Origin of the sequence: Pseudomonas sp. UYIF39, from assembly GCF_029963765.1 — a bacterium.
In the GTDB taxonomy this organism is placed as follows: Bacteria; Pseudomonadota; Gammaproteobacteria; order Pseudomonadales; family Pseudomonadaceae; genus Aquipseudomonas.
The window spans coordinates 74,615-96,885 of sequence record NZ_JALBYU010000003.1 but is presented as its reverse complement, the minus strand read 5'-3'; the positions used below and the strand labels follow the sequence as shown (position 1 = coordinate 96,885).

The 22,271-nt window shown below is 57.9% G+C and carries 20 protein-coding genes, 1 tRNA gene and 2 pseudogenes; 17 read left to right on the top strand and 6 right to left on the bottom strand.

Features of this window, described 5'->3' with window-relative positions; all coding sequences use genetic code 11:
- The first annotated feature begins 196 nt into the window (after positions 1–196).
- The 4 genes from MO767_RS05290 to MO767_RS05275 all read left to right on the top strand — a co-directional run bounded on the left by MO767_RS05290 (position 197) and on the right by MO767_RS05275 (position 4,117).
- On the top strand, positions 197–538 hold the full coding sequence (locus MO767_RS05290) for a ribonuclease E inhibitor RraB (protein ID WP_008148805.1): 342 nt from the start codon (positions 197–199) through the stop codon (positions 536–538).
- A 400-nt stretch (positions 539–938) separates the two neighbouring features.
- Positions 939–2,348 (top strand): circularly permuted type 2 ATP-grasp protein, encoded by a 1,410-nt coding sequence (locus MO767_RS05285; protein ID WP_074874854.1) that lies wholly within the window; start codon positions 939–941, stop codon positions 2,346–2,348.
- 12 nt (positions 2,349–2,360) lie between these two features.
- Positions 2,361–3,311: an alpha-E domain-containing protein gene (locus MO767_RS05280; RefSeq protein ID WP_282479679.1), complete on the top strand. Its 951-nt coding sequence runs from the start codon at positions 2,361–2,363 to the stop codon at positions 3,309–3,311.
- Complete coding sequence (locus MO767_RS05275) at positions 3,308–4,117, top strand: transglutaminase family protein (protein ID WP_282479678.1); 810 nt, start codon at positions 3,308–3,310, stop codon at positions 4,115–4,117. Before MO767_RS05280 ends, MO767_RS05275 begins: the two co-directional genes overlap by 4 nt.
- A gap of 83 nt (positions 4,118–4,200) precedes the next feature.
- On the opposite strand, the gene MO767_RS05270 is transcribed toward MO767_RS05275, so the two are convergent.
- Positions 4,201–5,022 carry a cytochrome c gene (locus MO767_RS05270; protein ID WP_282479677.1) on the bottom strand — a complete coding sequence of 274 codons (822 nt, stop codon included), beginning with the start codon at positions 5,020–5,022 and terminating at the stop codon, positions 4,201–4,203.
- 597 nt (positions 5,023–5,619) lie between these two features.
- On the opposite strand from MO767_RS05270, the gene MO767_RS05265 reads away from it, so the two are divergent.
- The 3 genes from MO767_RS05265 to MO767_RS05255 all read left to right on the top strand — a co-directional run bounded on the left by MO767_RS05265 (position 5,620) and on the right by MO767_RS05255 (position 9,818).
- Positions 5,620–6,825: an acetyl-CoA C-acetyltransferase gene (locus MO767_RS05265; RefSeq protein ID WP_282479676.1), complete on the top strand. Its 1,206-nt coding sequence runs from the start codon at positions 5,620–5,622 to the stop codon at positions 6,823–6,825.
- Positions 6,826–6,849: 24 nt separating this feature from the next.
- Positions 6,850–8,994 carry a 3-hydroxyacyl-CoA dehydrogenase NAD-binding domain-containing protein gene (locus MO767_RS05260; RefSeq protein ID WP_282479675.1) on the top strand — a complete coding sequence of 715 codons (2,145 nt, stop codon included), beginning with the start codon at positions 6,850–6,852 and terminating at the stop codon, positions 8,992–8,994.
- Positions 8,995–9,089: 95 nt separating this feature from the next.
- Complete coding sequence (locus tag MO767_RS05255; RefSeq protein ID WP_282479674.1) at positions 9,090–9,818, top strand: amidotransferase; 729 nt, start codon at positions 9,090–9,092, stop codon at positions 9,816–9,818.
- Positions 9,819–9,927: 109 nt separating this feature from the next.
- Here the strand turns inward: MO767_RS05255 and MO767_RS05250 are convergent, their stop codons facing one another.
- The 3 genes from MO767_RS05250 to MO767_RS05240 form a co-directional block, all read right to left on the bottom strand.
- Entirely contained in the window at positions 9,928–10,899 is a 972-nt protein-coding gene (locus MO767_RS05250) for a magnesium and cobalt transport protein CorA (RefSeq protein WP_282479673.1), read from the bottom strand.
- Between the two features lie 162 nt (positions 10,900–11,061).
- Positions 11,062–11,784 carry a 1-acylglycerol-3-phosphate O-acyltransferase gene (locus tag MO767_RS05245; protein WP_282479672.1) on the bottom strand — a complete coding sequence of 241 codons (723 nt, stop codon included), beginning with the start codon at positions 11,782–11,784 and terminating at the stop codon, positions 11,062–11,064.
- Positions 11,785–11,998: 214 nt separating this feature from the next.
- Positions 11,999–12,688 carry a crotonase/enoyl-CoA hydratase family protein gene (locus MO767_RS05240; protein WP_282479671.1) on the bottom strand — a complete coding sequence of 230 codons (690 nt, stop codon included), beginning with the start codon at positions 12,686–12,688 and terminating at the stop codon, positions 11,999–12,001.
- 64 nt (positions 12,689–12,752) lie between these two features.
- Here MO767_RS05240 and MO767_RS05235 point away from each other — a divergent pair, with 64 nt between their 5' ends.
- The 10 genes and pseudogenes from MO767_RS05235 to MO767_RS05190 all read left to right on the top strand — a co-directional run bounded on the left by MO767_RS05235 (position 12,753) and on the right by MO767_RS05190 (position 16,822).
- Positions 12,753–12,902 (top strand): hypothetical protein, encoded by a 150-nt coding sequence (locus MO767_RS05235; protein WP_282479670.1) that lies wholly within the window; start codon positions 12,753–12,755, stop codon positions 12,900–12,902.
- A 93-nt stretch (positions 12,903–12,995) separates the two neighbouring features.
- Positions 12,996–13,085: transfer RNA gene (locus MO767_RS05230), tRNA-Ser, on the top strand.
- A 329-nt stretch (positions 13,086–13,414) separates the two neighbouring features.
- A pseudogene (locus tag MO767_RS05225) lies at positions 13,415–13,594 on the top strand (hypothetical protein).
- Between the two features lie 181 nt (positions 13,595–13,775).
- Positions 13,776–14,187, top strand: a pseudogene (locus tag MO767_RS05220) (6-aminohexanoate hydrolase); the annotation flags it as partial.
- A gap of 34 nt (positions 14,188–14,221) precedes the next feature.
- Positions 14,222–14,542 carry a YbjQ family protein gene (locus tag MO767_RS05215; protein ID WP_095130296.1) on the top strand — a complete coding sequence of 107 codons (321 nt, stop codon included), beginning with the start codon at positions 14,222–14,224 and terminating at the stop codon, positions 14,540–14,542.
- A gap of 146 nt (positions 14,543–14,688) precedes the next feature.
- Positions 14,689–14,877 carry a hypothetical protein gene (locus MO767_RS05210; protein ID WP_129442596.1) on the top strand — a complete coding sequence of 63 codons (189 nt, stop codon included), beginning with the start codon at positions 14,689–14,691 and terminating at the stop codon, positions 14,875–14,877.
- A gap of 329 nt (positions 14,878–15,206) precedes the next feature.
- Positions 15,207–15,578, top strand: a complete 372-nt coding sequence (locus tag MO767_RS05205) for a hypothetical protein (protein ID WP_033055724.1) — start codon at positions 15,207–15,209, stop codon at positions 15,576–15,578.
- Positions 15,579–15,761: 183 nt separating this feature from the next.
- Positions 15,762–16,190, top strand: a complete 429-nt coding sequence (locus MO767_RS05200) for a glycine zipper domain-containing protein (protein ID WP_282479669.1) — start codon at positions 15,762–15,764, stop codon at positions 16,188–16,190.
- 128 nt (positions 16,191–16,318) lie between these two features.
- Complete coding sequence (locus MO767_RS05195; protein ID WP_282479668.1) at positions 16,319–16,501, top strand: hypothetical protein; 183 nt, start codon at positions 16,319–16,321, stop codon at positions 16,499–16,501.
- A 108-nt stretch (positions 16,502–16,609) separates the two neighbouring features.
- The gene (locus MO767_RS05190; protein ID WP_282479667.1) at positions 16,610–16,822 is read left to right on the top strand and encodes a hypothetical protein; all 213 of its coding nucleotides are present in this window, start codon (positions 16,610–16,612) and stop codon (positions 16,820–16,822) included.
- A gap of 150 nt (positions 16,823–16,972) precedes the next feature.
- On the opposite strand, the gene MO767_RS05185 is transcribed toward MO767_RS05190, so the two are convergent.
- Positions 16,973–17,365, bottom strand: coding sequence for a hypothetical protein (locus MO767_RS05185; protein ID WP_282479666.1), 393 nt, complete (start codon positions 17,363–17,365; stop codon positions 16,973–16,975).
- Positions 17,366–17,367: 2 nt separating this feature from the next.
- Complete coding sequence (locus MO767_RS05180; protein ID WP_282479665.1) at positions 17,368–22,236, bottom strand: RHS repeat-associated core domain-containing protein; 4,869 nt, start codon at positions 22,234–22,236, stop codon at positions 17,368–17,370.
- Positions 22,237–22,271: the final 35 nt, after the last annotated feature.

Here is a 22,271-nt window from a genome sequence, read left to right as displayed (position 1 = left end):
CCTAACCAGGCCTTGGCAGCGGCTCTGTCTTGGCGCTACTCTGCAATCGAGATCAGCGAACGGATCGCTAAGGTCTGGTCTTGTCAGCTACATGCTTGCTTCCCACCGGCAACGTTGTTGCCGTATCGCTCGCCCCATTCGGTTGCGAGTGCCGGGAATACGGAAAGTCTATCCATCAGTCTGAGGGGGACGTTTCATGAGCACAGCCTATCAAGAAGACATCAGCACCAGCGTCTTGCGCCGCATGAAAGAAGGCGGCTTCGACTTTTCACGATTCCATCCCATCGAGTTCTACGCCATTTTCCCGGACGAGGAGCGGGCGCGCAGGGCGGCAGGGCATTACTGTGGTGAATCCTTGAATGCACAAATCAGCGTGCGCGACGACGGCGCGTGGTACCTGGAACTGAGCAAAGTGATGTACGCCACCTATGACGGTATCGGCGACTTTGAGCAGGATTTCGAGGCGGTGGTCGAGCCTTTGGGTGGCATCATCGAAGGATGGGGCGTCAAGCAGGAGGTACGAGGGCGACTCGCATAACTTATGAACAGTGACAACACTCAGCAACGGCTGACCTCAGGGTTGGCCGTTTTCGTTTTCGCGGTTTGAAAAGGCTTGATCGTGTTTTTGATTCATAACGTTTCAGTAACGCAAAAAAAAGCCGCCTAAACAGGCGGCTAAAGGGAAGTTCGTCAAGATTTTCAGCGAATGCGCGGATTATCCGCGGCAACTCCCGGGCAGTGAAATCAACTCTGGCTATGCTGGTGATAGGGGACAACATTGCTTCGCAATGAAGCGGGGGCGATCAGGTGGGGGCATTTACCGCACAGGATTGGTGCGGTGCGTGAAGTGCGATTATCCAACTGATTGATATCAAAGCGTTTATGCCGATGGCACGGGCTTTGCGAAGCCCAGATGTCCGGGTGACAAGGAGTACGGCATGATCCGCACCTATTTTGATGAGATGTACGATGCCGGCGGCCAGGTCCGCCCGCATTATCGGGAGTTTGCCCGTTGGCTGGCCGAAACGCCTGACGAGCTTTTGGCACAACGGCGACGCGAGGCCGATCTGTTATTTCATCGCGCCGGGATTACGTTCACGCTCTATGGTGATGAGCAAGGGACAGAGCGCCTGATTCCCTTCGACACCATCCCCCGCAGCATTCCCGCCAGTGAATGGCGAGTTGTCGAGCGCGGCTGCATTCAGCGGGTCAAGGCGTTGAACATGTTCCTCGCCGACCTCTATCACGAGCAGCGCATTATCAAGGCCGGCATCATTCCGGCCGAGCAAGTGCTGGCCAACGAGCAGTACCAGTTGGCGATGCAAGGGCTGGATTTGCACCGCGATATCTATTCCCACATCTCCGGGGTCGATCTGGTGCGCGATGGCGACGGCACGTACTACGTGCTTGAAGACAATCTTCGTACACCGAGCGGCGTCAGCTACATGCTGGAAGACCGCAAGATGATGATGCGGTTGTTCCCCGAGTTGTTCGCGGCCCAGCGCATTGCCCCTATCGACCACTATCCGAACCTGTTGCTCGATACCCTGAAAAGCTCCAGCCCGATTGATAACCCGAGCGTGGTGGTACTGACGCCGGGTCGTTTCAACAGCGCGTTCTTTGAACATGCGTTTCTGGCGCGGGAAATGGGCGTTGAACTGGTGGAAGGCGCGGACCTGTTCGTGCGGGATGACAAGGTGTTCATGCGCACCACGGACGGGCCGAAAGCCGTCGACGTGATCTACCGTCGCCTCGACGATGCGTTCCTCGATCCTCTGGCGTTCAACCCGGACTCGATGCTTGGCGTTCCAGGGCTGCTGTCGTCGTACCGCTCCGGCAATGTCGTGCTGGCGAATGCCATCGGCACCGGGGTCGCGGACGACAAGTCGGTGTATCCATTCGTCACGGACATGATCCGTTTCTACCTGGATGAAGAGCCGATTCTGAAGAATGTGCCGACGTGGCAGTGTCGTAATCCCTCTGAACTGTCCCACGTACTGGCCAATCTTCCGGAACTGGTGGTCAAGGAAACCCAGGGCTCCGGCGGTTACGGAATGCTGGTAGGGCCGGCGGCGACGGCCGCGGAAATCGAGTCTTTCCGGGCGCGGATCAAAGCCAAGCCTCACGCGTATATCGCGCAACCGACGTTGTCCCTGTCGACCTGTCCGACCTTTGTCGAAAACGGCATCGCTCCACGCCACATCGACCTGCGTCCGTTTGTATTGTCTGGCCGCGAAACCCGGGTTGTGCCCGGCGGTTTGACCCGTGTTGCCCTGCGCGAAGGCTCCCTGGTGGTGAATTCATCCCAGGGCGGTGGAACCAAGGACACCTGGGTGGTCGAGGATTGAAGGAAGCCTGCCATGTTAAGTAGAACTGCCTCGGATTTGTATTGGATGTCGCGTTACCTGGAGCGGGCGGAAAACCTCGCACGGATGCTCGACATCAGTTATTCGCTGTCGCTGATGCCACAGGATGGCCGTGGTGACGGCCTGCATGAACTCGCCATGCCGTTGTTGATCACCGGCACCCTGGAGGATTACCTGGAACGCCACGGCGAATTGCACGCCGAGCGGCTGCTGCATTTCTTCGCGCTGGACGCGGCCAACCCGGCGAGCATCTACAGCTGCCTCGGCGCCGCGCGGGCCAGTGCTCATGCGGTGCGTGGCCGAATCACCGCCGACATGTGGGAAAACATCAATGCCACCTGGTTGGAAATCCGCGGGATAGCTGATCAAGGCTTGAGTCGCTACGGCATGAGCCGATTCTGCGAGTGGATCAAGGAACGTTCCCACCTGTTCCGCGGCGCGTCCTACGGCACCATCATGCGTAACGACGCGTTCCGCTTCATTCGCCTGGGGACGTTTATCGAACGGGCTGACAACACGTTGCGCCTGCTGGATGCCCGCTACGAAATGGCCGGCGATCAGGCAGAGGCGGTCAGTGATGGCACCGCTCACGCGTATTACCAGTGGAGTGCTTTGCTACGGGCGTTGTCCTCGTTCGAGGCCTACACCGAGATCTACCGCGATGCGCCCGGCGCCCGGCATGTGGCTGAGTTGCTGTTGCTGCGAGCTGACGTTCCGCGCTCATTGCGAGCCTGCACTGAAGAAATCGACCAGATCCTTGCCCAATTGCCGGGGGCCAACGGCCGTCCCGCGCAACGCCTGGCCGCGGAAATTGACGCACGCCTGCGCTACACCGGCATCACCGAAATTCTCGACGAAGGCCTGCACGCCTGGCTGACCGAGTTCATCCCGCTGGTGCGCCAGTTGGGTAACGCCATACACAGTTCCTACCTGGAGGCTGCATGAGACTTTCCATTAGCCACGAGACCACCTATCACTACGAAGATCAGGTGCGGGCGAGCATCCAGTACCTGCGACTGACACCCCACGACAGCGAGCGCCAGCACGTACTCAGCTGGCAGCTCGACCTGCCGCGCCCGGTGCGCGCGCAACTCGATCCGTTCGGCAACATCCTGCACGTGCTGACTATGGATGAGCCCCACGAGGCGATCATCATCGGCGCCCGGGGCCAGGTGGACATCGACGAATTGCGTGAGGCGGAACATGAGAGCCAGTCGGCGCTGCCGTTCCTGCGCTTCACGCGCCTGACCGAAGCCGACGAAGCCCTGCGTGCGTTCGCCGAGAAAGAATGCAAGCAGCGCCGGGATCGCACGGCGTTGATCGACTTGATGCATGGCCTGAACCAGCACATGACCTACACGCCGGGCTCCACCGAAGTGGACACCAGCGCCGCCCAGGCCTTCTCCGGGCGTTCGGGCGTCTGTCAGGATCACACCCACGCCTTTCTCGCCTGTGCCCGCAGCCTGGGCATCCCGTCGCGTTATGTGTCGGGCTATTTGTACAGCGAGAACAGCGAACACCTGGCCAGTCACGCCTGGGCGGAAGCCTGGCTCGATGACGCCTGGTACAGCTTTGACGTGACCAATGAATTGGCGCGGCCCGAGCGTCATCTGAAACTGGCGGTGGGCCTGGATTACCTGGATGCCTGCCCGGTGCGTGGCATGCGGCGTGGCGGTGGGTGCGAGCAGATGCATGCGAAGGTGTTTGTGTCGCCGACACCCATGCCGATTATCTCAGTCCAACAGCAATAATCCGGAACACCACAAAACCCTGTGGGTGATTCTATGTTGCAGGGTTGCCCTGCAACATAGAATCACCCTCAGGGTAATGGGTGTCAGGGCTTAACTTTTCGCCCTGCCATATGCTTCAAATACTCCACTAACCTCTCCAGATCCCCATCCGGCAACACTGCCGCCGTAAACCCCGGCATCTTCGCCTGTGGCCACTGGCGCAAGCTCTGCGGATCACGAATGTAGCGCTTGAGGAAATCCGCGCCGAAATACTCGGTCGGGTTAAACGGAATATTCAGGTCTGGCCCAAACTGCGCATCCCCGGCGCCGTTCAATCGATGGCACGCCAGGCAATTTTTCTGAAACAGCGCAAAGCCCTTGTTCACCGGATCGTCAGCCTTCAACGCCGGATCGGGTAGCAGGGCAGGGAAGCGCTCGGCCACCGGTGCCAAGCGCTTGATGCTGGCCACTTGAAAGGGCCATTGTTCGGGGCTGATGTCGCCGGCCTGCGGATCGGTCCAGACCAGATAGAACGGCCCTGCGCCGGGTTTGCCTTCCGACAGCGGTGGCCACGGCTTGGCGGGTTCTTCAATCGCCAGCCATGCACGCGCACCCTGGGTGTTGAGCAATGGCGCAGCTGACAGTTCTGCGGCAAAACCATCCAGGGCTACCGCCTGTAAATGGTCTTCAGGCTTGATGCCCGTCAACAACGCAGCCACCGGAACTGCGCGATAGCTCATGTCCCGTTTGTAGGAAACGTCGTTGCTGATGGTGATGGTCTGAGCCTGAGGATGTTTGAGCAATTCCTCGGTCTGCCAGGTGCGACTGCTCGCGCCGAGCTCAAGGTTCAGCTGTGCGGCAGACAGAGGCGTGCTGAGCAGCAAGGCCCCGAACAAAATGAGCGTTTTCAAGTGATCGCCGTCCATGTCGTGGAAGTACCGCAAAGATTGGCACACCCACGATGGCCCGGGTAGCGAGCCAGTCACATTTTTAGAGGGCGATATAAAACCTGGCGCCGTATTTTTTAATGACCGACTAGCCGATCACCTTGGTCAGGTTCGGCAAAATCAACAACAGCGTAGTGGCGAAAAGAATGAGCCCGGCTTGACGTACTTTCGATTGTTTGAACATGGCTTGACCGCCTTTATTGTTATTTCCTGATGCCTGCCTGCATTTCTCCATGACGGCAGAGCGTTGCACTTCCTGTTTGACGAGCGCCTCGGCAAAACCCGACGACAACTTCGTACAAGTTCACCTTAGAGCCCGCGTCACGCTTGGTTTAGATCCATTTCGTATGGACTTCACATAAATTGCTCTTAAAAGGACATGAGGCCTAATGCCAGCTTCTTGGGCGCCCGTTTGCTAGACAGCTTGGTGTCCTGAATCGGTTAATCCGGTATTTGCCTACCGTCCGTCTGAGCGTGACCGTCAACGTCTGTGAGCACTGCGGTCATTGAATCCAGGGCCGCTCGGCCTAAGGTGGGAACTCTGAATTTACTCCCCTGCCCAGGTTCGAGAACGTCATGACCCAAGCTTTGATTTTCGACGCGTTACGCACGCCCCGCGGCAAAGGCAAGGCCAATGGCGCCTTGCACAGCGTCAAACCGGTGAACCTGGTAGCCGGGCTGCTCACGGCGCTGCAACAGCGCACGTCTCTCGATACCAGCCAGGTCGACGATGTGGTACTTGGCTGCGTGACGCCCATCGGCGACCAGGGTTCCAACATCGCCAAAACCGCGACCCAGGTGGCGGATTGGGACGTCAGCGTGGCGGGTTTGCAGATCAACCGCTTCTGCGCCTCGGGGCTGGAGGCGGTGAACCTCGGCGCGATGAAGGTGCGCTCCGGCTTCGAAGACCTGGTGGTGGTCGGCGGTGTCGAGTCCATGTCCCGTGTGCCGATGGGCAGCGATGGCGGCGCCTGGGCACAGGACCCGGAAACCAGTTTTCACAGCCATTTCGCCCCTCAAGGCGTGGGCGCTGACCTGATCGCCACGATCGAGGGCTTTAGCCGTCAGGACGTCGATGCCTATGCGCTGCACTCCCAGCAAAAGGCTGCGCGGGCAAGGGCTGACGGTTCGTTCAACAAATCGCTGGTGCCGGTGCAGGACCAGAACGGCATCATTCTGCTCGATCATGATGAATTCATCCGCGCCGGATCGACCATGGAAGGCTTGGGTAAGCTCAAGCCGAGTTTCGAGATGATTGGGCAAATGGGCTTCGATGCCACCGCGCTTCGGGTCTACAGCCATGTTGAGCGGATCAACCACGTGCACACGGCGGGTAACAGTTCCGGGATCGTCGATGGTGCGGCGCTGATGCTGATCGGTTCCGAAGCCAAGGGCCGGGCGCTGGGTTTGCAACCGCGGGCGCGAATCGTCGCCACGGCGGTCACCAGCACCGACCCGACCATCATGCTCACCGGCCCCGCGCCGGCTACCCGCAAGGCACTGGCCAAGGCCGGGCTGCGGGTTGAAGACATCGACTTGTTCGAGGTCAACGAAGCCTTCGCCTCGGTAGTGCTGAAATTCATCAAGGACATGGCGATCGACCCGGACAAGGTCAACGTCAACGGCGGCTCCATCGCCATGGGTCACCCGCTGGGCGCCACCGGCTGCGCGATCCTCGGCACGCTGCTCGACGAACTGGAAACCCGGCGCCTGCGTTATGGCCTCGCGACGCTGTGTGTCGGCGGCGGCATGGGCATTGCCACCATCATCGAACGCCTCTGAGCCCCGACTTCAAGGAAACCTTCCATGACCGCAGCCATCCGTTACGAAAAAGGTCAGGACCAGATCGTGGTCCTGACTATCGACATGCCGGGCCAGAGCGCCAACACCATGAACGCGGACTACCGCGAAGCCATGGCCGCGTGTGTCGCCAGACTCGTTGCCGACAAAGACACCCTCGCCGGCGTGATCATCACCTCGGCCAAGAAAACCTTCTTCGCCGGCGGCGACCTCAATGAACTGATCAAGGTCGGCAAGCCTGAAGCCAAAGCCTTCTATGACATGGTGCTGACGCTCAAAGGGCAGCTGCGCACCCTGGAAACCCTCGGCAAACCGGTGGTCGCCGCGATCAACGGCGCCGCGTTGGGCGGCGGTTGGGAAATCTGCCTGGCGTGCCATCACCGGGTTGCGCTGGACGATTCTTCGGTGCAACTCGGCTTGCCGGAAGTGACCCTCGGCCTGCTGCCGGGCGGCGGCGGGGTGGTGCGCATGGTGCGGATGCTCGGTATTGAAAAAGCCTTGCCGTACCTGCTTGAGGGCAAGAAAGTCCGGCCGCAGCAAGCGTTGCGGGCAGGTTTGATTGATGAGTTGGCGGCGGACCGTGATGAACTGCTGGCCAAGGCTCGCGCCTGGATTATCGCCAATCCTTCGGTTGTGCAGCGCTGGGACGTGAAGGGTTACCAGATTCCCGGTGGAACGCCGTCGAACCCGAACGTCGCGCAAATGCTGGCCATCGCGCCGTCGATCCTGCGCAGCAAAACCCAGGGCTGCCTGCCCGCGCCAGAGAAAATTCTCTGCGCCGCGGTGGAAGGTGCTCAGGTCGATTTCGACACTGCGCACCTGATCGAAACCCGTTACTTCACTGAATTAACCACCGGCCAGGTGTCGAAAAACCTGATCGGCACATTCTGGTTCCAGCTCAACGAAATCAATGCCGGCGGCTCGCGGCCCCAGGGCTTTGCACCTTATGTGACGCGTCGCGTGGGTGTGCTGGGCGCAGGCATGATGGGCGCCGGAATCGCCTTTGTCAGCGCGTCTGCCGGCATCGACGTGGTGCTCAAAGACATCAATCTTGCGGCCGCACAGAAGGGCAAGGCTCATTCGGCGGCACTGCTGGACAAGAAGGTTGCGCGTGGCCAATTGAGCGCCGATCAGCGCGATGCAACGCTGGCGCGAATTCACCCCACTGAAAGCGACGCCGACCTGGCCGGTTGTGATCTGATCATTGAAGCGGTGTTTGAAGATCGCGAGCTGAAAGCCAAGGTCTCTTCGGCGGCGCAAAAAGTCGTTGGCCCGGATGCGGTGATTGCTTCCAACACGTCGACCTTGCCAATCAGCGGCCTCGCGACCGCCGTGCCGGATCAGAGCAAGTTCCTCGGCCTGCATTTCTTCAGCCCCGTGGAGAAAATGCCTTTGGTTGAAATCATCAAAGGCGCCCACACCAGCAACGAAACCCTCGCTCGTGGGTTCGATTTCGTTCTGCAAATCAAGAAAACGCCGATTGTGGTCAACGACAGTCGCGGTTTCTTCACCTCGCGGGTGTTCGGCACATTCACCAACGAAGGTATCGCCATGCTGGGTGAAGGCGTGAGTGCGCCGATGATCGAGACCGAGGCGCGCAAGGCCGGCATGCCGATCGGACCTCTGGCGATTTCCGACGAAGTTTCCCTCAGCTTGATGAGCCATATCCGCCAGCAAACCGCCAAAGACCTGCAAGCAGAAGGGAAACTGCTGATTGAGCACCCAGCGTTCGCCGTGATTGACTTGCTGCTCAACGAATACAAGCGTCCGGGCAAGGCTGCGGGTGGTGGTTTCTACGATTATCCGGCCCGTGGGCAAAAGCATCTGTGGCCAGAGCTGAAAAGCCGTTTCGAGAAGGCTGACGGGCAGATTTCGCCGAAGGACGTGCGTGATCGACTGCTGTTCGTGCAAGCCATCGAAACCGTGCGCTGTGTGGAGGAGGGGGTGTTGACCTCGACGGCGGACGCCAACGTCGGCTCGATCTTCGGGATCGGCTTCGCCGTCTGGACCGGCGGCGCGCTGCAATTCATCAATCAGTACGGCGTGAAAGATTTCGTCGCCCGCGCCCAGTACCTGGCGGAGCAGTATGGCGAGCGATTCGCACCCCCGGCGCTATTGCTGGAGAAAGCGGCAAAAGGGGAGGCGTTCTAGGGGACGGGTGACGCATTCCGGGGCTTGCCTTGCCACTGTGTTTCAAGGCAGGCTCAGGGGTGTGCATTATTCCCATCAAGTGTCAGGTATTTTTTATGTCGTTACGCATCTGCATTCTGGAAACCGACATCCTGCGTCCGGAACTGGTCGATCAATATCAGGGTTATGGGCAGATGTTCCAGCGCCTGTTTTCGCAGCAACCCATCGCTGCCGAGTTCACCGTGTACAACGTGATGCAGGGCGAATATCCCGGTGATGAGCTGACGTTCGATGCCTACCTGGTCACCGGCAGCAAGGCCGATTCCTTCGGCACCGACCCGTGGATTGAAACCCTCAGGACTTACCTGCTGACCCGCTACAAGCGCGGCGACAAACTGCTGGGCGTGTGCTTCGGCCATCAACTGTTGGCGCTGCTGCTGGGTGGCAAGAGTGAACGCGCGACCCAAGGCTGGGGCGTCGGCACCCACAACTACAAACTCGCCGCCAAGGCGCCGTGGATGAGCCCGGTGAGGGAAGAGCTGACCTTGTTGATCAGCCATCAGGACCAGGTCACCGCGCTCCCGGAAAACGCCACGGTCATCGCTTCCAGCGATTTCTGCCCGTTTGCCGCGTACCACATCAACGATCAGGTGCTGTGCTTCCAGGGGCATCCGGAGTTCATTCACGATTACTCGCGCGCGTTGTTGGATATTCGTCAGGAAGCGCTGGGCGAGCAGATTTATTCGAAAGGTATGGCGAGCCTTGAGCACGAGCATCACGGCGCTACCGTTGCGGAGTGGATGATGCGGTTTGTGGCGCACAAGCCTGAAGCTGGGGCGGTTTAAAAGATAAAAGCTTCGCGAGCAAGCCCGCTCCCACAGTGGATCTCCGGTGTTGCAGAGATCATTGTGGGAGCGGGCTTGCTCGCGGATGTCACAGGCACCTCGGTAATGGCTACAACCACCCCGATTTCTTGAAGCTCGCCCACAAAGCCACACACCCCACCGTAATAAATCCCACCACCCCGAAATACCCGTATTGCCACGTCAACTCCGGCATGTTCTCGAAGTTCATCCCGTAGATCCCGGCCACCGCCGTCGGGAACGCCAGAATCGCCGCCCACGCCGCGAATTTACGCTGCACCACGCTTTGGCGTGACGCCTCCAGCAATACCCCGACCTCGATGGTCTGACTGGCAATGTCTGCCAGGGTTGTCAGGTCTTCCATCTGTCGCGTGACATGAATTTGCACATCGCGGAAATACGGTCGCATGTTCTTGTCGATGAATGGAAAGCTCAGTTTCTGCAATTCCTCACCGATCTCCACCATCGGCGCCGCATACCGACGCAAGCGTAATACATCGCGGCGCAGGCTGTGGAGCTTCTGGATGTCGTGTTCATTCAGGTGCCCACACAGCACGTTGCTCTCCAGCGCATCGATCTCTGCATGGATCGCTTCGCCCATTGGCTGGTAGTTTTCAATCACGAAATCGAGGATGGCATAGAGTACGAAATCTTCCCCGTGCTCCAGCAACAGCGGACGCGCCTCACAGCGCTGTCGGACATAGGCGTAGGACGCTGAATGACCATTGCGTGCGGTAATGATGTAACCCTTGCCGGCGAAGATATGAGTTTCGATAAACTCCAGTTTGCCTTCATTGCGGATCGGCGAGTACGTGACGATGAACAGCGCGTCGCCAAAAGTTTCCAGTTTCGGTCGACTGTGTTTTTCCAGGGCGTCTTCAATGGCCAGTTCGTGCAGGTTGAACTGGCGTTGCAGATTGAACAGCTCTTGAGCGTTCGGCTCTTCGAGGCCGATCCAGACAAAGTGGCCGGGCTTTGCGGCCCAGGCAGCGCCTTCGTCGAGGGTGATATTGGTGACTTTCTTACCGGCGCTATAAACCGCAGCAGCAACAACTCTACCCATGATAGTGATTCACTTCTTATTGGCAGCTTTCTATTAGCAAAGATGGCAGTGGCAGGCAGTGTCCAGCTTAGCCCTGTCTGCTGCTTGAGAGTCAGTGAAATCTGTTGAGTTCGCAGGCACAAGCTCGCAGGCAAAAGAAAACCCGCACAAGGCGGGTTTCTTTTACGCGGCTTGTAGTTGCCGATCCATCGAAGCGATGCACTCGCGCATCTGCTCGCGGCACTGGGTAATCAGCAGCGGCATGTCATCCAGGCTCAATCCAGCCGTAGGAATCGCCGGTAACGAGCGGATCAGAATCTTCCCACTGCGCCAACGGTTCAATCGCATGTGTTTAACGTAACTGCTGACACACACCGGAACAATCGGCACCCCGGCGGCAATGGCCATTTGAAAGGCGCCTTTCTTGAACGGCAGCAACTCTTCGCCCAGGTTGCGCGTGCCTTCCGGGAAGACCCAGATCGAAGTGTCTTCATTCTGCAGCGTGTGAGTAGTGGTCAGCATCGACTGGCGCGCTTTCTGCGCATTGCCGCGATCGATCAGCACATTGCCCGCCAGCCAGAACAACTGACCAAACAGCGGCACCCACTTCAGACTCTTTTTGCCAATACACACGGTGCGGCGGGGCACCACGTTGCCGAACACAAACAGATCGTAGTTGGACTGGTGGTTGGCGATGATCACGCAGCTTTCGGGTTTATCCATCAGCGGTCCGACGTCGGCCTTCACCCGCAGACGCAAAATGCACATCGCCGGCCATGCATAAAGACGCGCGCACAAACGGCTGTTGTCCGGATTGAACGGTCGGCACAAGCCGAGAATCACTCCAAGTACACCGGCCAGAATAAAGTGCAGGCCCATCAATAACATACGAAACACAAACAGCATTTACAGGCCCCACCGGGACAAAAGGTGGCGCAGTGTACGGATGTGCACTGTTTTCGGCAATTACCACTATAGAGGTGGGAGATGGACGATGTTTGAGCACATGTTTCCGACTTATGGGTCAGACGTGATCTAGAGCGGTTGTAGGCTTTTCAACGGAGCGCGTAAGAAAAAGCCCGACACGACGGTCGGGCTTTTCGTTGCGGCACGTTTGGGTTTAAACCAAAAAATCCTGATCCTGGATGATCGCGTTGTCCAGCCTCTCCAGCAGCGCCTTGCGCACTTTGAGTTTGGTGTTCTTGTGAGCGGTCATGTTGATCTTCTTCAACTGACGAGCGGCCGCCAGCGCCGCGCCTTGCAGCTCTTCGGCCGACACCACCAGATCGAGGAAACCGGCATCCACGGCGCTTTGCGGATTAAACATCTCAGCGTTGATCACTGAGCGATGGAATGCCGACTTGCGCAGACGATCACGGGCCAGCTCGATACCGGCGTGGTGCATGGTCATGCCGATCTGCACTTCGTTCAGACCAATGCTGAACGGACCATCGACACCAATGCGGTAATCCACCGACAACAGCAGGAACGCACCCTTGGCCACCGCATGCCCAGGGCACGCGACGATCACCGGGAACGGGTGCGCCAACAGACGACGAGCCAGCGTCGAACCGGCAGTCACCAGCGCCACGGCTTCTTTAGGGCCGGAGGTCATCACCTTCAAGTCATAACCGCCCGACAGCATCCCGGGCGTACCGGTAATGATCACCACCGCACGATCAGTCACCGCCTGATCCAGCGCGGCGTTAAACGCAGCAATCACGTCCGGAGAGATGGCGTTGACCTTGCCATTGCTCAAGGTCAGGGTCGCGATACCGTCTTCGAGATGGTAGGAAATCAACTCACTCATGACGCTATTCCTTTCAATAAAGTTGGGCAGACGTTACCCACCGCCGTAGGCGAGGTAAAGCGCCGTGACTGACTGCCCAGTCACCCTTTCCCCGCCCGGCAAGCGTCGCCCGCCACGCCAGCCGCGCATTGCCCTCTATATAGAAGAGGGCGCGAAGCCGGAGATTGGCGGGTTTGCCATGGGCTGGAACCTGCTCGAACGACTAAAACGCTAAGCGCATGAAAATTCTGCAAAAAAAGTTTGCCATCAGAAAAGCTTTCGACTACATTAGCGCGCCTCGACAGACAGAACATGTTTGACGAGATACGGTGAAGTGTCCGAGTGGCTTAAGGAGCACGCCTGGAAAGTGTGTATACAAGAAATTGTATCGAGAGTTCGAATCTCTCCTTCACCGCCAAATTCGATGTAACCAAAACCCCTGATTTCGAAAGAAGTCAGGGGTTTTGTGGTTTCTGGCGTCTGGATTTTGTGGATGGCAATGTTATTGACCCAAGCCCATCGGCGAAGACGCTTCCGAAATTCATGTAGGACGGGTGATAGGCATGTGGGAAGTAATGCTGGAAAGTCAGGTTGTTGGGTGCTTCCATAGGTTTTAGCACCTGACACGAGCCGTTTCGTGAGGGGTATTCGCTTTGCGCCTTTAGGGGACACAATGACTCAACGGGCAAGGCACATGACGCGGCCCATTATCTGGACGGACGAACGCACGTAATTCAGGAATTCACCATGGAACAGGCAGAACTGGAAAGGGTTCATGTGGAGATCGTCAAGCTGATGGTTGAGCAGCGCAAGCTGAACGCCGAGGCCGGGAAGATGACCTGTGAAACTTTTTGGTAGCCGGTGGCTTTGGCGACTGGGTTGATTGGCACGGTGGCTACTGTCACAACTGTGTTCAAGCTGCTCTAACCTGTTGGACCGCCCTAAGCCCCTCGAATGGAATCGACACAATGTCTCACCCTCGCGCCGCTTCCTGCCGCATGGCTATTTCCCTCACTGTCGTGTTGATGAGTACTGTCTCCTTATTCGCCACCGCATCTACAACTAAGACTTTCCCCGATGCCATAGCCAGCGACCCCGAAAAACCAGGCTGGATGGTCCATTGGCACCCCGTCTGCTGACGGCGGCTTGAACACGGGCTTGCTTGACCTGGCACGGTTTGGCGAGATGTTGCGTAATGACGGCCAGTTCACGGTCAGCAAATCGTGCCCGAAGCGGTGGTTGACGACCTCCGTCGCGGTGGCGACATGAAGGCATTCGCCCAGGCGGGTTACGATTTGTTGAAGGGATGGAACTACCGTTCGATGTGGTGGGTGACCAACAAAGAGGGCGGAGCCTTCATGGCGCGCGGGGTCCACGGGCAACGCATTTATGTCGACCCGAAAGCCGAGATGGTGATTGTTCGCTACGCCTCCCATCCGGTCGCCAGTAACTCGGCTAACGATCCGGTCACCTTGCCGGCGTTTGATGCGTTGGCTCAACACCTGTCCAGGTTGCCTTGAGTAATTATCCCCGGGCCATGAAGAAGGAAATTTAATGATCACCACCACAACCCACACCATCGAAGGCCGACAAATCACCGCCTATCTGGACATCGTCAGTGCCGAGTCGGTGCAGGGCGTCAACGTTATCCGAGATATGTTCGCCGGGATGCGGGATTTTTTCGGTGGGCGCTCTCAGACATTGGAGCGGGCGTTGAAGGAGGCGCGGATTCAGGCAACCGACGAGTTGAAGGAACGGGCGCGGGCACTTCAAGCTGATGCGGTGGTGGGGCTTGATTATGAAATCAGCATGCCGGCCGGGAAGGGTGGGATGGTGGTGGTGTTTGTGACCGGGACGGCGGTCAAGTTGAGGTGAATGTGTTACGAGGCCGTTCGTCGGGGACGCAATAATCTGAACTACAAGTCCGGTAATGACTGACTAGTCTCAAAAGCGTTGAAGGTCGATATTTTTCAGGCAAATAGGGCTTGCCGGTGTCGACCCTTTTTTGAGAGGGGAAAGGTATGGCTGATTCGTATATCGAAGACGACGGATCTGAGTTTTCGATCAACAATTGCGTGCAGTGTGGTCAAGCGGAGTATATGCCGGGCTTTGGTGAAAACCGGGTCCAGGTCGCCAAATTGAAATCCAAGTTGCCCCGGACCGAAAAGGCGAATTTCTTGCCCAAGAGGATGCCGCCTTCCAGGAAGTAACCGTCAACCGGACAGCCCCCGCCATTGAGCGGGGTTTTCATTTTCACAAGGTCGGCTGTCGGGATTTGGACTACAGATACACAGCCCGCTGTTAGCGATTTCTTTCACAAACTTTTCACACCCACCTACGTAGGCTCAACTCATCCGTTAGAAAGCAGTACCTGGCCCGTTCCCCAGCGGGCTTTTTTTTGCCTGTCATAAAACCTTTTCTAAAAACGCTGTCCAACCGTCGCCTATTGCGAGGTTGTACCCGTGCGTGTCTGGACTTTGTCTCCTCAAAAGCATTCAATCTCGCCCCTTTCGTTACCCCTTTTTTTGAGGTTCTTGTCATGCGTTTAACACTGCCTGCTTTGGTTCTGGGGCTTTTGGTCGCTCAAGGTGCGATGGCTGCGGGTGATGGCACTGCCGCGATCGGTGGTGGTTTGGGTGGCGCGCTGGGTAATGTGGTCGGCCAGAGCATGGGCGGCAGCACCGGTGCAGCGATTGGTGCTGGTGTAGCGGGCGCGGCCGGCAGTGCTGTTGCCGCACGCAAAGGCAGCCGCACTAAAGCAGCCATTGGTGGTGGTGTCGGCGCGGCCGGCGGTTCGATCATCGGCAACAGCTTGGGCGGCAGGACCGGTTCCACCATCGGTGCAGGCTTGGGCGGCGCATTGGGCGGCGGCGTGGGCAGCAACCTGGCCAAAGGTCACAAGCGTCACTGATCCTGATCGATCAGCTCAAAAAGCCCGGCTTGATGCCGGGCTTTTCGTATCTTTATATTTCTGCTCCACGCTCTTTGACTCTTCCGCTGTCCAACGATCAGCGCTGGTGTGATGAAAAAGGTAGACTCACGCCATCCGTAACGCGTTCTCTTACCCCCGATACGGAATTTAGAGGTTCATATCATGCGTTTGACATTGTCCACGTTGGTTCTGGGACTTTTGGTCGCTCAAGGTGCAATGGCCGCCGGTGACGGCACCGCTGCAGTTGGCGGTGGTATTGGCGGTGCGCTAGGTAACGTGGTCGGCCAGCAAATGGGCGGCAGCACAGGTGCAGCGATTGGCGCCGGTGTAGGCGGTGCGGCAGGTAGCGCGGTCGGCGCGAAAAAAGGCAGTCGCACAGAAGCGGCTATTGGTGGTGGTTTGGGGTCGGCCGGTGGCTCGGTGATCGGCAATAGCCTCGGTGGTTCTACCGGTTCGACCATTGGCGCAGGCCTGGGCGGCGCGGCGGGTGGGGCAGTGGGCAACAACCTGGGCAGCGACAGCGGCAGTTCGCACTCCGGTAGCGGCTACAATCATAAGCATAAAAACAAGCACAAGAACAAACATCACTGATTCAACATCGAACAACACCAGAAACCCGGCCAAGCGCCGGGTTTTTCGTTTCTGGGGGTAGGACATTGGAACGTTTGGTCGTGGGCCGCCTCGAACTTCATACACTCTAGAACGTTGTGAGGCATGCCATGACTCCTGAAACAGAAGGCAAGGAAGAAAAAGGCCCGAGCGGGCTTCCGTTCATTAACGATCCAGGAAACGAAGACCCAGGCTCCCTGATGGATGACGCAACGGTGCCGCTCAATGATTCCGATGATGCGGGCGACGTCGGAAATATCGAGTTCGAAGACGAGGAAGAGGACGAAGATTGACCCTGCTGTGGGACGGACTCGACCGATCGTCTCTCTGATCGAACGCAATGCATTGCGCAATCCTCGAAACTTCAGGGCCTGCTTTTCAGGCCCCACGAGAGGTGCTTTATGAACGCTGATCCGAAAGACGCCGACATCGACGATACCCCTGAATATCCATTGCCCTCACCGACCGATTCCCTGAGTCGCGATCAACGTCCGCCTGATGATGATGCTGGTGTGGAGCAAGTGCCGAGCGACGATGTGAAGCGCTCTGATGTGGAAGCAGACCTGGAAGATCCAGACAATACCGGGGATGGTCGTTCGGGGGGCCGAGTTTAGGTAGATGTATATGAGTCGATGCGTAGTCGTTAATGCGATATCCATGCCCAACTCATTGCTGGGCTTTTGGAAAGCGTTATTTTTTTTGTGCCTGGCACCCCATGCTAGTGCGCTAGCCGACCAAGTTAAGGGGGCGGAGAATAAACCAATTTATTCTGCCAACGAAGTGACCCAGTGATTGTAAAAATCCCTTTGTTGTTGAATGTCATGTGTGATGTCGTTTTCTTCGTAGTCAAAAATGTTGACCACATCTTCATTTTCAGCCGGTTTCCCCATCTGAAGTTCATACGCAACTACGCCGCCAGACATTTGAGATGACATACGTGAAGGATAAACATTGAGTTTGGCGCCTTTGCATAGAAATTTTACTTCTGGAAAATCTGCCCGCAACAGTCCAAGACATGCGTAAAGATCATGGCCTGTGTATGTTCTTCTTAAGCCGTTTTCCATTATGAAAGTTAAGGTTCGCTTTTGCCGGTCGCATTCGATAGTGGCTTTTTTAGTGACTCCGTGGGTGTTGATAGATATTTCTATTATTTTCATGATTACTTCCTGTACGGGTTAGGGGTTGAGTAGCCCTTATAACTACCATCGGCGTTGACGGGGGTAACGCCGATGATGTCGTGGCTGTCTATTCCTCCTGGGAACGCGATTTCAACCTCCTTGCGGTGAGGCGAAATCATGCCGAGCCTTCTATTCACATCTATTCCGCGAATATTTTTTATTACATAGACGAAGCCATCATCAAAACCGTATCCCGTTGCGAACTTTATGGCCTCCTTTTCCGAGGTCGAAGTACTGACAAAAAAACTGGGTGGGCTTCGGTTGTCCAAGGCATGCAAGTAGAGATCCATGCTGTCTCCCAAGGGCTCAAACCCCGTTTCAAAAATCTCCCAGTCTTCTCGGGAGTCTCCGCGGTACAAATACCGATTTATTGGTTTCGTGGATGGAGCGCCGGGCTCCCCCTCATCAACCCCCGTCTTCCCAGTCGGATCCTCATCCCCAAACGATGGCCTCTTACACCCATCCCCCCCAGGACACTCACTCAACCCCAGCGGATCAACCCACCCCGTCGGGTTCCGTGTGTACTGATACCCGTTTAATCCACCCGCCAACCTACTCGGATCCGGCGTCAAATACCGTCCAACATCCGGATTGTAGTAGCGATGCCGGTTGTAATGCAGACCAGTCTCCGCATCGAAATACTGCCCCTGAAACCTCAACGGCTGATCAAGCACCTGATGGGTGTCGCGGTTGAGGCGAGTCAGGCGGCCATAGGCTGTGTATCGGGCGGCCCAGATGATGTCGCCGCTGTAGTCGGTGAGTTCTTGCGGTGTGCCGAGGTGATCGAGTTGGTAGTAGAACGGGCAAGCCTTGTGCGGGCCTTTGCCGTCGAGCATGGCCAGTGGGCGAGAGCTGCCCGGTTCGTAGACGTAGCTGCGGTAATGCTCGCGGCTGCTTTCGGCGACGAGGTGATCGCCCTGCCAGAAGAACTCGGTGGTTTTGCCGTCGACGGTTTTGCTGATGCGGCGGCCGAAGGCGTCGTAGCGGTAGGTCGTCTGGCTGCCGTTGGGCAGGGTGGCGCCGATCAGCCGATGTTGGCAGTCGTAGCGATACTCGGTGACGAGTTTTTGCTCGGTGCCGCGGCGTTCGCGGATCAGGTTGCCGAAGGCGTCGTAATCGTAATGGCGGTCGCCTTGCATCAGCAGGCGGTTGCCTTTGACGGTGGACGGGCCGGCACGATCCTGCATCAGCAGGTTGCCCGCCGGGTCGTGGGCGAAACTTTCCGGTTGTTGATCGCGGGAGTGCCGGACGCGGATCAGGCGGTCGAGTGGATCGTATTGATAACTGCGTTGGCCGTGTCGGGTGTCGGCAATGTAGTCGAGGTTGCCGTTGGCGCTGTAGGCATAGTCGCGGCGATACAGCGCTTGGTGCTGTTGACTGACAGCGTGGGCCTTCAATCGGCCCTGATCGTCGTAGGCATATTCGCTGAGCAGCTGCCCCTGCTGGCGTTGCTGCTCGCGACCGAAGGCAAATTGGTGACTGGTAAGCCGCGCACCGTTGAGGTCGATGGCCGTCAGCGCGCCGCCCTTGGTGTGGTGGTAATCGAGTTTGCTGTTGTCCGGCAGGCGCAGGCGACGGAGCTGACCGCAGGCGTCGTAGCCATAACGCAACGTGCCCCAGCCTTGGTGTTCGGTGATCAGTCGGTCCTGCCGGTCGTATTCGAACTCCAGCGGGTGATCGTGGCCGTCGTTGACGCTGACCAACCGGCCGAGGCTGTCGTAGTGGTATTGAACCTTCATGCCATCGGGCAGGGTCTTGACCAGCAAGCGCCCGGCCGAATCCCGCTGATAACCCGTCACCAGCTGCGAACCGTCCCCACCGAACTCGGTTTTCTCCAGCAACTGGCCGTTGAGGTCGTAGGCATACGCCGTGCGCTGCCCGTCGAAACCGGTTTCCTGTCGGATCAATCCGCTGGACGTGTAGTCCAGGAGATATTTTTCGCCGGATTCGTTTTCGATCTCGGTGAGTAACAGCTGCGCGTTGTCGTAGCGGTACTTCAGCTGGGAGCCGTCGGCATTGAGGCGGCGGCTGACCAGGTGCAGGTCGTCGACGTATTCGTAGCGGGTGATGCGACCCAGTTCATCCCGTTCGGCGGTGATCTTGCCGTAGGCGTTGTAGCTGAAGGCGCGGCTGGCGCCTGTAGGAAGCGTGGTCTGGATCAGTCGTCCAACGGCATCCCATTGGTACTGGGTAACGGCGCCGTGTTCGTCCTGACGGGTAATCTGCCGCCCCAACGCATCGTAGGAAAACCGCCGCACACCACCATCCGGCAGCGTTTCCTCAACCAATTGCCCCAAGGCGTTCCAGACAAACACATGCCGGCTGTTGTCCGGGTAGCGGATCGACAGCAGCTGCCCTTTTTCGTCGTAGTGATAGTGGCTGACATGACCGTCAGGATCGGTCGCTTCCGTGATGTCACCCTGGGCGTTGCGCTGATATTTCCACACGGCTTTGCCGCGAAACCGTGCGTGCAGGAAACCGTTGCGGTACTCGTAGGCCGTCGGTTCGTCTTCCGGCGGAATCAGCGCGATAAGCCGTCCGATTTCGTCGTAACGGTATTCAGTGACGGCGCCGAGCGGATCCTGCTCAGCAAGCAACCGGCCTTTATCGTCGTAGGCCTTGAGGTGTTCGCCGCCGTCCAGCCCGACCTTGCGCACCAGTCGCGCCTGGTCGTCATGGACGTAAACCTCTTCACTGCCGTCGGCGTTATTAACCACCACACTGCCGTAGTCGTCCCAGACATAACGCGTGTCCATCTGCGAAAACGACGCCCAATGGCGGACACATCGGGCAGCCTTGCCGGACCTTTCCCACTCCCAGAAGAAACTCGCCCCACCGGCCAGTTGCCGCTGCAGAATCACGTGCTGATCGTCGTAGTCGTAGCGTTCGCTTTCGCCGGCGGCATTGGTCGCCTCGATCAAGCGATGACGAGCGTCGTAGCGGTAGGCGACCAGTGTTTGCTCGGTACGCCAGGCGTCTTCCAGGGTGTCGGCCGGATGAAAACGCTGATACTCGACGGCGACCATGTGCCGGCGCTCATAGCGCAATAGAAGGGAGCGCCCTGCGCCGTTATCGAGGCGCTTGATCCTGTCAGACGTGTCCCGCTGCACCGTCAGCCGATTGCCATAGGCATCGCTGATCGCCGTCAGACGTCCTGCACGAAAGTGGAAAAAGCGCGATTTTTCGCCAGCCAGGGCGAGGATCAGCTCTTCCGGTTCGTCACCTAGATAAATCGCTGCCCGCGACAGGCTGTTGTGAATCGTCGGGCGCTCGATATTCGGTAGCGGAAAGGTCGTACGACGGTTTTCGTGGTCGATCCAGATGACGGTGTCGCCGTCGATTTCCAGTCGATGGGCGAGGGAATGACTCCAGCCGAATCCGAGCCCGCAATCGATCTCCACTGCACTGGTGCGATAGAGCCGGGTGAAGTCGAACGGCAAAATCCCGTCGAGTGAACCGTCGGTCAGCGTCAGCAGTTCCTCGCCGGTGACCATCGATACCGGACAGCCATTGGTACAGGTCAACGGTCCGCAATCGGCGCTGTCACCGTTGGGGTTTTTCGCTTGATCCGGGGCGTCGTCGCGATGTTCCTGCCTGCCAATTCTGGTCATGGCTTCAGACTTGTCGCGAGCAATGGCCACCGGATTCTTCACCAACAAAACCGGCGCAACCCCCGCTGTGATTTGCAACGACACGGCTGGCGCAGGTTTGATCGGTGCATTCCGGGCATTGACCATCAGCGGTTTGAGCGCGCCAGCGTGGACTGTCAGGTCAGACTTGGCGGTGAGTTCAGCCAATCGCAAACTGGCGGCCGCCAGCCATTGCCGGGACTGCAGGTACTTGATCCTGGACAGCACCTTCTCACTCAGACGCAATTCCAGTCCCGCAGGACCGGTGAGGCACATGAGTAGGAAACCGATCAATATCTCCGTACGGATTTCCGCCACGACCTCGGCGATGTACTGCGGCGGCAGCATCCTCAGCCAACTGGTGAACGCCGCGAGATGAATGAACATCAACGGCTCGTCGCTCAGCATCAACAACACATTGGCGATGGTCTCCGCCGAAGCGTTCAGCAGCGTTTCAAGCTCGGATTGGGTCAGGTATTCAAGGAGTTTTTCGCTGTTGGCCTGCAGGTCAGCGATCAGGGCGTAAATCTGTTTTACGTCATCCCACAAACCGTTCAGCGAGTTCTCGAAACCGCGCCAATCGGCCTGTTGCAGGATGCCGTAGCGCTTGATGAAACTGGCCTGGGAGAACCCGGCCCACACGGGTTCGAACTCGGTCGTCCACTCGTTGCGCAACCAACCTTCCAGCTCGCCGATGATTCCCTTATAGGAGGCATAAAGTGCTTTGACGTGATCCGCGGACACATCGGGAAAGAAGGTGATGCGATAACGCTGGCCGCGCTGGCAACCGGGGATTTCCAGGATGCCGCTGGGGCCGATTTCGTCGTAGATCGGCTCGCCAAATGTCTGTTCACCCGCCACATCGGAAAGCAAAGGTTCAAGCATCACCGGCGTATTGCCGATCGGCACGAAACGCGCAGCCTCGAACATATGCACCAGGGTCAACGGACCGCTGGCCTGGCACGCGGCGACTGTCGCACTGACAGGCGTGGTCGAATGCTTCGGCGCGCTTAGACGGACTTCGTTGCCGACCTTGAACACTTGCTCGACATCCAGTGCCCTACCGGTCCAGAAGCTTTCAGCCCAGGCGTCGTAGTCATTCAGGCAGAGCCGAAAGTCATCGAGCAGCGCTTCGACATTAGGCTGCTCAGGGTCCATGGCGGCGACCACCAGCAGCCCGATGGTGTTGTTCAAGGCCAGGAGGTTGTCAGGTATGAACATTCGCAGTCCCTCGCGCGGATCAATTCAGAGCGCGA

What these genes read in the sequence shown, in the direction of transcription:
- MO767_RS05205 (WP_033055724.1), top strand. Translation starts at nt 15,207, where the DNA reads ATGCGTTTAACACTGCCTGCTTTGGTTCTGGGGCTTTTGGTCGCTCAA.
- MO767_RS05290 (WP_008148805.1), top strand. Translation starts at nt 197, where the DNA reads ATGAGCACAGCCTATCAAGAAGACATCAGCACCAGCGTCTTGCGCCGC.
- MO767_RS05200 (WP_282479669.1), top strand. Translation starts at nt 15,762, where the DNA reads ATGCGTTTGACATTGTCCACGTTGGTTCTGGGACTTTTGGTCGCTCAA.
- MO767_RS05250 (WP_282479673.1), bottom strand. Translation starts at nt 10,899, where the DNA reads ATGGGTAGAGTTGTTGCTGCTGCGGTTTATAGCGCCGGTAAGAAAGTC.
- MO767_RS05195 (WP_282479668.1), top strand. Translation starts at nt 16,319, where the DNA reads ATGACTCCTGAAACAGAAGGCAAGGAAGAAAAAGGCCCGAGCGGGCTT.
- MO767_RS05255 (WP_282479674.1), top strand. Translation starts at nt 9,090, where the DNA reads ATGTCGTTACGCATCTGCATTCTGGAAACCGACATCCTGCGTCCGGAA.
- MO767_RS05185 (WP_282479666.1), bottom strand. Translation starts at nt 17,365, where the DNA reads ATGAAAATAATAGAAATATCTATCAACACCCACGGAGTCACTAAAAAA.
- MO767_RS05210 (WP_129442596.1), top strand. Translation starts at nt 14,689, where the DNA reads ATGGCTGATTCGTATATCGAAGACGACGGATCTGAGTTTTCGATCAAC.
- MO767_RS05285 (WP_074874854.1), top strand. Translation starts at nt 939, where the DNA reads ATGATCCGCACCTATTTTGATGAGATGTACGATGCCGGCGGCCAGGTC.
- MO767_RS05215 (WP_095130296.1), top strand. Translation starts at nt 14,222, where the DNA reads ATGATCACCACCACAACCCACACCATCGAAGGCCGACAAATCACCGCC.
- MO767_RS05240 (WP_282479671.1), bottom strand. Translation starts at nt 12,688, where the DNA reads ATGAGTGAGTTGATTTCCTACCATCTCGAAGACGGTATCGCGACCCTG.
- MO767_RS05275 (WP_282479678.1), top strand. Translation starts at nt 3,308, where the DNA reads ATGAGACTTTCCATTAGCCACGAGACCACCTATCACTACGAAGATCAG.
- MO767_RS05280 (WP_282479679.1), top strand. Translation starts at nt 2,361, where the DNA reads ATGTTAAGTAGAACTGCCTCGGATTTGTATTGGATGTCGCGTTACCTG.
- MO767_RS05270 (WP_282479677.1), bottom strand. Translation starts at nt 5,022, where the DNA reads ATGGACGGCGATCACTTGAAAACGCTCATTTTGTTCGGGGCCTTGCTG.
- MO767_RS05260 (WP_282479675.1), top strand. Translation starts at nt 6,850, where the DNA reads ATGACCGCAGCCATCCGTTACGAAAAAGGTCAGGACCAGATCGTGGTC.
- MO767_RS05190 (WP_282479667.1), top strand. Translation starts at nt 16,610, where the DNA reads ATGAACGCTGATCCGAAAGACGCCGACATCGACGATACCCCTGAATAT.
- MO767_RS05180 (WP_282479665.1), bottom strand. Translation starts at nt 22,236, where the DNA reads ATGTTCATACCTGACAACCTCCTGGCCTTGAACAACACCATCGGGCTG.
- MO767_RS05245 (WP_282479672.1), bottom strand. Translation starts at nt 11,784, where the DNA reads ATGCTGTTTGTGTTTCGTATGTTATTGATGGGCCTGCACTTTATTCTG.
- MO767_RS05265 (WP_282479676.1), top strand. Translation starts at nt 5,620, where the DNA reads ATGACCCAAGCTTTGATTTTCGACGCGTTACGCACGCCCCGCGGCAAA.